Origin of the sequence: Rhodopirellula europaea 6C (assembly GCF_000338295.1) — a bacterium.
GTDB lineage: Bacteria > Planctomycetota > Planctomycetia > Pirellulales > Pirellulaceae > Rhodopirellula > Rhodopirellula europaea.
The window spans coordinates 44737-53326 of the sequence record NZ_ANMO01000181.1 but is presented as its reverse complement, the minus strand read 5'-3'; the positions used below and the strand labels follow the sequence as shown (position 1 = coordinate 53326).

The following is an 8590-nucleotide window of genomic DNA, read 5'->3' as shown; positions in this document are numbered from 1 at the left end:
CGAACTGTCATCCTCCGGACTGCTCGAGTACCAAACCACAGATCAGGTCCAAACGGGCGGCGGCACCGTCTTGCTGGATCCCAAGAATGGGGTGATCGTCGATACGGCTCCGTCTGGCATGAGCATGATTACATTTTCTCTGCTGGGTTCAGGCGATACCTTCCTGGATGCCTTTGACCGCTTCGGCTTTTCCGTCGGGCTCAACGGCGCGGGAGATCGATTGGCAGTGGGAGCAACCGGTGATGACGGTGCCTCCGTGATCAAAGAATCAGCCGGTGCGGTCTACCTTTTCGATCTTGATATCGACAGCGTTCTTGATTCTGTGTCACTCGCGCAGATCCTGCGTGATGGTGCGGCACTTTCGGGCGGCGGCACGCTGGAACTGGAAGCTGACGACCGTTTCGGCAGCGCGGTCGATTTCGATGGCCCTGGCGGCATCCTGGCGGTCGGTGCATCACGAGACGATTTCCTGGGCTTCGACCAATCAAACAGCCTGCTGGACGATACGGGTGCGGTTTATCTGTTCCAGCTCAGCACCACCGACCTTTCACAGGCACCTGAGTTGCCGATCGTCATTCGCGATGGCACACCGTTGGTGGGCGGTGGCGTCTTTGATCTGCGTGCCAACGAATCGAATTCCATCAACGCACAACTGGGCGGCGATCTTTTCGGAACCAGCGTCGCGTTGGACGAAGACGGAAACCGTCTGGCGGTCGGTGCCAACGGGTTCAACAATTCGTTCGTTTATCTGTTCGAAATCAACCCGACCAATTTGGCCGCCGCCCCCAATATTGCGCAACGACTGGGCAGCGATACGCTAACCACCTTGGGTGACCTGGACGCGGTCGGCTTCGGCGAAAGTGTCGCGCTGAACGCATCGGGAAGCATCTTAGCGGTCGGTGCCCCCGAGCTGAACAATCGTGCAGGCGGCGTCTATCTTTTCAACTTGATCAGTCAGAACTTTGGTCAACCGGCACAGTTTCGACAGTTGGTAGAAAACGGTCCTGGCGGTCCGGTATCAGTAGGTCAAGCCGAATTTGGAAGCGGCGTTGCACTGAACGCTGTGGGCGATCTGTTGGGCGTCGGTGCCGAAAATCTTGGATTTCTTAGCGGCGGCGCTTTTGGTTTTCAATTGAACCCGTCGGACCTGAGCGTTGCGCCAAACTTGCTGGTCCAGGTCTCGAATGGCGTGGAGATAGGCAACACTACCATCGAAATCGGCTTGGAATCCTATGGCGCGGACATCGCGGTGGATGCCGCCGGTACGCGCGTCGTGGTGGGTGCACCGGGTTTCGATGGTGACAATCGCGTGGCACAAGACTCCGGGGCCGTGTCGTTGTTTGATTTGGAATTCACCGGGACCTCGTTCCGCTATGAAGGCCGACGACTTAGCACCGATGCCATTTCAACCACGATGCCTGACGTGTCAGGCCTTGGACTTGCGGTTGAATTGGGATCGAACAAAACACAGTTTGCCGTCAGTTCGCTGGGCCCTGAATTTGGTGACGAATTCGGTCAAGTTCATTTCTTCCTGCTGGATGAAAATAACCTGAACGCCGTGCCCACCTTGGTGACCACCCTTCGCAACGGAGTGGGCATTGATACGCCGGTCGGGTTGGAAACGCTTCAGTTGGACGATCAAGACATGTTCGGCAGCTCGATCTCCATCGCCGACAACGGGAACCTGCTGGCCATCGGTGCGGCGGGTGATGATGGCGTTGGGAATATGGACATGAACTCCGGTGCAATCTATCTGTTCGAGGTTGATCAGACCGATCCGGTAGTTCCACTTTCGTTGCCGCAAGTGATCCGCAATCAACAGTCTCTGAGCAGCGGGCAAACGTTGATGCTGGGCAACAACAGCGGCTTCGGTGGTGCCATCGCGCTGACCGAAGACGGCCAACGACTGGCGGTCGGAGCCTCGGGCGATTCCAAGGTCTTCCTGTTTGAATTCGGCGCCGGCGGATTCATCGGGCCGGCGACACTTGCGCAAACCATTGAAGACGGAACCACACTGGCCGATACCACAACGCTAGACATTCCGTTTTCGCCCATCGGTTACGGTCTGGATGTGAACGCCGATGGTTCCCGGCTGGCCGTGGGAGAGCGAAACGGTGCGGGCGGTGGCGTCTATCTGTTTGAGATGAACCCCAATGATTGGAGCCAGGCACCCGACTTGGACCAGGAACTCCGTCGTGGCGTGACGTTGGCTGACAACAGCACTTTGTCTTTGGTCGCCGGCGGTGAATTCGGTCGCGGCATCTCGTTCAATGATACTGGCGACCGCTTGGCCGTGGGACAGCCGTCTGACTTCAATCTCAACAGTGTCTTCTTATTCGAACTGAATACTAACGACCTTAGTGTCACGGCAGATCTGAAACAGGTCATCCGCAACGACACGCCACTCGCATCCGGCGACACGTTCCAGGGCGGCAATTCAACATTCGGCCAGTCCGTTTCACTAGACGGCAGCGGCGACCGACTTGCGGTCGGCAACCCGGATCGCAATCGTTTCCATTTGTTCGATTTCGGCGGCGGCGGATTCGAGCAAACGGTCAATTTGGCCCAATCGATTAGCAATGACTCGCCGCTGGGCGGTTTGGTTGAATTGCCCGCCTTCAGTGGATTCGGTGGCGCCGTTGCATTGAACGGGACCGGCGAACGATTGGCGGTCGAAAGCAACCGATCGATCTATCTGTTCGATGTCGACACAACCTTGGCGTCGGATCCCGTACTGGGACAAGTCCTGCGTTCCGGGTCGGGGCTAAGTGATGGGACGATCCTGGACATCGATCTTTCCGATTCCGATTTCGGCAACTCGCTCGCGCTCAACGGCGCTGGTGACATTCTGGCGGTGGGCGATCCAGAAGACCGCGGTGCGGTCTTCTTGTTCCAACTCGACGAAACGGACTTGAGTCAACTTCCTTCGCTGGAACTCTTCCTGACGGATACGTTTGGCGCCCCAGTTGAATTGGATCTGGGCTCTACGGATCGATTTGGTTTTTCGGTCGACTTGAATGACGCGGGAAATCGGTTGGCGGTTGGGGCCATCGGAGACCAAGGCGCATCGGATTTTTCAGGCAACAGCGCGGGAGCGGCCTACGTCTTTGATCTTGATCCGAACAATTTATCTCAAGTACCCACGTTCCGGGCTTTGATTCAAGATGGAGCGACATCGGGGATGGGGCAGATCGTCGACTTGGACCCAGTGGATTTATTCGGTTTTTCTGTCGCATTGACGAATGACGGAAACCATCTGATTGTCGGTGCGCCCGGCGACGACGGCGTCGGTAACCTTTCTATGGATGCGGGTAACGTCTACGTCTACCGCGTTCCGGCGGTAGGAGTGCCTTCGAGTGACACATTCGATCTTGCTTTTGATTTCGCGGGTTCTCAGAATTTAATTGGTCCCGAATTCGCCATTGAGGCAGGAGATCGATTTGGCGCATCGGTTGCTTTTGCCGGGCCAGGCGATTTCTTCGCAGACACCGCCGGCAACAACATCTTTGGCCAAATCGATGGCCACGGATTAGCGGTCGGTGCTACCGGTGACGACGGAGCATTCAACAACTCGCCGGACTCCGGAGCGATTTATCTGTTCGCCGAAGCGGCGTTCAATGGAGTTGACGACACCGGATTTGAAAACGGTGGCTTGACCACTTTCTTTGATGTCCTGAGATTTCCCGGATCCGATGCGCTCGGCAGTGCTGTCAGTCTAAATTCCGGAGGGACGCTGTTGGCAGTTGGAAACCAAGCTGATTCAATCGGCACGAATGACATCCGCGCCGGTGTCGGTAGCGTTTCGCTGATTTCATTTGGTAGTTCCTCAGGATTTCCATTGACCGGCGATTTGGCGTTCAGCGATTTTCCCTCCGACACCACCTTCATTGACCCCGATGACATCGTGGCGATCTTGAATGCGGGAAATGATTTGGTTCTGCAGTTCAGCAACGATCTAGAGATTCGCTCCGACATCACAACCGCGATGATGGGTGTTGGCACGCTGACCATTCAGACGGGACGTAGCATCGATGTTTTGCCCGGAACCGGCATCAACGTTGGCGACGGTTCGCTGAATCTAGAAATCAATTCCAGTTCAGCTCTCACTTCGCAAACGGATCCAGGATCCCCTCAACTTAGACTGGAAGATGTTTCCATCGCAGCTTCCGGCGAGGACTCCATCGTTCGACTGTACGCTGACGAATTCGAAGACTTCTTTGTCTCTGATGAGGACCCTTTAATTCACCTCAGCAATTCAGAAATCACCGCAACCGAGATCCAAATCGGTACGGAGAACTACGCTTTCAACACCGACAAGAGTTTTTTAGCGGACCAACGGATTCTCATTGATCGAGGATCAAGACTCTCTGGTGAGCGTGTATCTCTTCGAGCCTCAAACAATCTTTCTGGAATCGGAATTGAGATACTCGGGGCGGATACCGAATTGGTTGCGACGGAAGCCTTGGGGCTGTTTTCAGTTGGTGGAATCCGACTTGCCGACGGCGCGACGCTTCGCGGTTCCGGCAATGGAACAGTTGGTCTTGGTCTCATCCAGATTCCAAGTGATACGCCGTTGCAAGATTTGATTGACTCAGGCGACGCCTTAGTCATGAACAACGCGTCGATCCTGACAGAAAATCGTGATGTTCTTTTTGAATTTGCAAGTGAAGACATCATCGCCGAGGGAGAAGGTGCGACCACGATCTCCAACGATCTAAAAGTTCAACGGAATTTTGCAACGTTGGTTGACAGTCAAATCGTTGCGGGTGGCGAAGGCTCAGCACAGCTGTTCCAGGCGGGAGATGATGGTTACACCTTCGATCTATCAAATTCGACGATCGCAGGACAGAACGTGTTGGTTGCCTTGAATGGATTCCGCTTCAGTCCTGACGCTGGTTTCTCGACGTTCCGTTTGTCCGATGGGTCACAGGTCAACACGGCACTGAATGGAGAACTTCGCGTGTTCCTTCCACAACAAGACGGAGTTCAAGTCGATGCGTCGTCGAGTCTGAATGGCATTTTTGGGGACCAATTATTCAATGCCAATGCAAACCTGAATCAGAGTCAAGGTCTCGGTGAAATCATCGGGCAACCTTTCCCTGATACGGAGTACCTCGGTGTGCCCGGCGCAAACTACGCGTTTTACTTGGCGACAACCGACCTAGGACCCGGATTGTTTTTTACCGCCAACGACGGTCGGTCGACGTACGGTCAAACTCCAATCGATCCCGGTCTGTCAATCACACGCGGCGTGTTGCAAGAAGGCGATACACTGCAAAGCATAGGTGTGGGAACCGATTTCGACCTGAACCAATTCTCCGATGCGGGCACGTATATGATTAACGTCGACGCGTCCGACCTGGATCCCTCTTACCGGTTGCTGGGGACTGCCAGCGGAACCTTTACGATCCTGCCGGCCGACTTGGTCGTGACAGGCGGAACCTACTCCAAGACCTATGGCGACACCTTCGTCTTCCCTGACAACGACTTCACTGTCGAAGGCCTGGTCAATGGTGAAATGATCGGTCCGGTCCAGTGGCTCAGTCTTGGCGCCCTTCCCGATGCGGATGTCATGGACACTCCCTACGCGGTTGGTTTGAGTGTTAGCGGACAAGGGGCTTTCAATCCATTGAATTACAATATCTCGTTTTCCAACGGTGGCTTGACGGTCGTACCGGCCGATTTGGTCGTCAATCCGCTCAGCCAGCAGAAGACCTACGGCGATTCGATGTTGGACCGCACTCGCTTCGAAGCAATCGGGCTAAAGAACGGCGAAACGATCCAGCAAGTCAGCTTCAATTCGCCGGGGATTGCCGCAACCGCGAATGTTGGCGGCTATGACTTGGCCGCATCGGGTATTACCGCAGCAGGCAATGGGTTTGACGCGAACAACTACAACATCGATTTTGGTTCGCTTTCCGGCGGATTGATGGTCGCTCCGGCACCGTTGCTGATCTCGGCGAACAACCAATCAAAATTGATCGGTGCGGATTTTGTGTTCAACGGCACAGAATTCACCGTGTCCGGCTTGAAGAACGCGGATTCGGTCAACCGAGTTGATCTGGCCAGCGACGGAGCCCCCGCTGACGCCGAGTTGGGACAGTACGTGATCACCGCCATGAATCCCATGGGAGATCTCGACCTGGGCAACTACGACGTTTCCATCAACAACGGAGTGTTCACGGTCCGAGACGAGATCCCATTGCCTGAAGCCGTCATTCAAACGGACAATTTGGTCTACGATCAATTCGGTCGCTACATCGATTTCGCTAATACACTTCACGCTCTCACTCCGGTGAATGTTGGCGAAGTGCGTCAAGGTCTATCACCGTTGCCGCCAGTCGAGGATGAGACTGCCGACGATTTGGTATCGACCACCGATGAGGCGTCCGGTGACGTCTATTTGCGAAACGAAATTCGGAACAGCGGTCGCGATGCTCGGTGAGACCGTGTTTAAGTTGGATGCTTGTCATCATGCACTGCGACAAGGATGCCCTGATCCCAGACGATTCGGGGCTCACCGGACGAAGCATCTGATGCTGTCGCGAATTGTTTTCACCGGTCCCGAAAAGTTTACGAAGTGATGTTGATTGTTATGAGATACCAATTTTTTGTCTTGCTTATTCTCGCTGTGGGCGTCTTGCCGTGCTTGGGCCAGGATGAGTCTCCGGTTCCTGCCGATGTCACGCAAGGGAGCAAGCATGCGGCCCAGCCGATCCTGGACAAGGCGGTGGAAGCGTTTAAAGGCGGCGAGACGCGAACTGCTATTCAGCTCTTCGAATCGGCACACGCACAGCATCCAGACCTTTCTCCTGGCGAGGTCATGTTTGCTCGTTTAGCCTTCGCGACTGGAAAGTCGACCGATGGTCATAATGCTCTGCAGCGTGCAGCGATGGCCCATGGAGAAGATCCGGAAGTATGGAGCATGCTTGGTGAGCTGTCATTAGGCGAAGGTCGTATCGCAGAGGCTGCTGTCCTATTTCAGCGTTCGCTCGAGCTGACCGAACAAGAAGCCTTCAACGAATCACGCAAGGTGAGATTGCAGGTCAAGGCTCATGCTGGCCTAGCCGCGATCTACCAGCGTTGGAAGCAGTTGGAACAGGCAAAAAAGCACCTCCGAACCTGGATTGAGCTCGATGAGCGAAATGAGTCAGCGTGGAACCAGCTTGCTTCAGTCTATTTTCAACTTGAGAATTACGAGGTTGCACGACAAACACTCGTGAACCTCAATACGTTTTCGAAGCAGGGGACGCTGCCCGACACGAAGATGGGACAGTTGTATCAATCGGTTGGCAAGCATGACCTCGCAAAGCGATCCATGGAAAGTGCCGTGAAAACCGGAGCCAAGGATTTGCAGACTCTGCTCGAGGTTGCTCTCTGGGCGATGACGTCGGGCGAACAGGACATGATGAAGCAATGTGTCGAGCGTGCGAAATCGTTGAACCCAAATTCAGCCGCCGTCAAAGCGTTGGATGGAACGATGGAGCGATTTGAAGGCGATTTCGAATCCGCGGAGACGGCTTTTTCCGAGTTGCATCGCGAAAATCCAGGTAGTTTTGATGCGACAAATGGGCTTGCACTAGCGCTGCTTTCCCAAGAAGACTCAGAGAAGGCGACGCTTGCTTTGCGTCACGCGGAGATGCTGGTAAAGACGAACACGAACTTGAAGACGCAAAAGGGGCGTGCCGCGGCAGCAACCTACGCCTGGGCTTTGATGCAGAATGGGAAGAATCAAGAAGCAAACGCAGTGATTCGACAAGTTGTCGAGTCAGGCGAATTCTCACCCGAAGTCGGGTACTTTGCCGCGGCCATTTTCGAGTCGGTCGGAGAGTTGCAACTTGCCAAGCAATTTATTCAGGCTGCGATGAGCAGCAGCGCTGCATTCCCTCAGAAAGACGCTGGCCAAGAATTGCTTCAGCGACTGACCAAATAGTCTGCGGGCCGACGAAGGTGTCACTCGCCGATGATTTTGACGAGGATTCGTTTGCGGCGGCGGCCGTCGAACTCGTAGTAGAAAATGTGCTCCCAGGGACCGAGGTGTAACTCGCCGTCGGTGATCGCCACCACGACCTCGCGTCCCATGATCTGACGTTTGTGGTGAGCGTCGGCGTTGTCTTCACCAGTTCGATTGTGCATGTAACCACCGGATGCCGGATCGGTTCCCGCGTTGAATGGCACCAAGTCTTCAAGCCAGCGTTCGTAGTCTGCGTGCAGGCCTGACTCATTGTCGTTGATGAAGACGCTCGCCGTGATGTGCATGGCATTGATCAATGCCATGCCTTCCTGAATACCGCTTTCGCGAACCAATTGTTCCACGTCGCGATGGATCGAAACGATTCCGCGGCGACTGGGGACCTCCATCCACAATTCTTTTGTCAGTGTCTTCAACGTCAGGTTCCTCAAGGTTCAAGTTTGATGGTGAGTGCCAACGCGATGCGCGCGTGAGTCGTCGTTGGGTGCGGGGCAAATAGACGCCAGGAGCAGAGACTCAAGCGGCTTGTCTTTCGCGAACTTTTGTCCGTGACCGTTCAGCGTAGATTCATGTCTGGCAAGTGATTTTATGGGATGATGATTCGGAACGCGATTCGCT

General features: G+C 54.7%; 3 protein-coding genes. 2 read left to right on the top strand and 1 reads right to left on the bottom strand.

The genetic code is table 11. From position 1 onward, the window contains the following. Positions 1–124 precede the first annotated feature (124 nt). Positions 125–6445 carry an MBG domain-containing protein gene (locus RE6C_RS18920; protein ID WP_236618339.1) on the top strand — a complete coding sequence of 2107 codons (6321 nt, stop codon included), beginning with the start codon at positions 125–127 and terminating at the stop codon, positions 6443–6445. A 171-nt stretch (positions 6446–6616) separates the two neighbouring features. After that, positions 6617–7933 (top strand): tetratricopeptide repeat protein, encoded by a 1317-nt coding sequence (locus RE6C_RS18915; RefSeq protein ID WP_236618338.1) that lies wholly within the window; start codon positions 6617–6619, stop codon positions 7931–7933. 20 nt (positions 7934–7953) lie between these two features. Here the strand turns inward: RE6C_RS18915 and RE6C_RS18910 are convergent, their stop codons facing one another. Then, complete coding sequence (locus RE6C_RS18910; RefSeq protein ID WP_008659095.1) at positions 7954–8388, bottom strand: secondary thiamine-phosphate synthase enzyme YjbQ; 435 nt, start codon at positions 8386–8388, stop codon at positions 7954–7956. Positions 8389–8590: the final 202 nt, after the last annotated feature.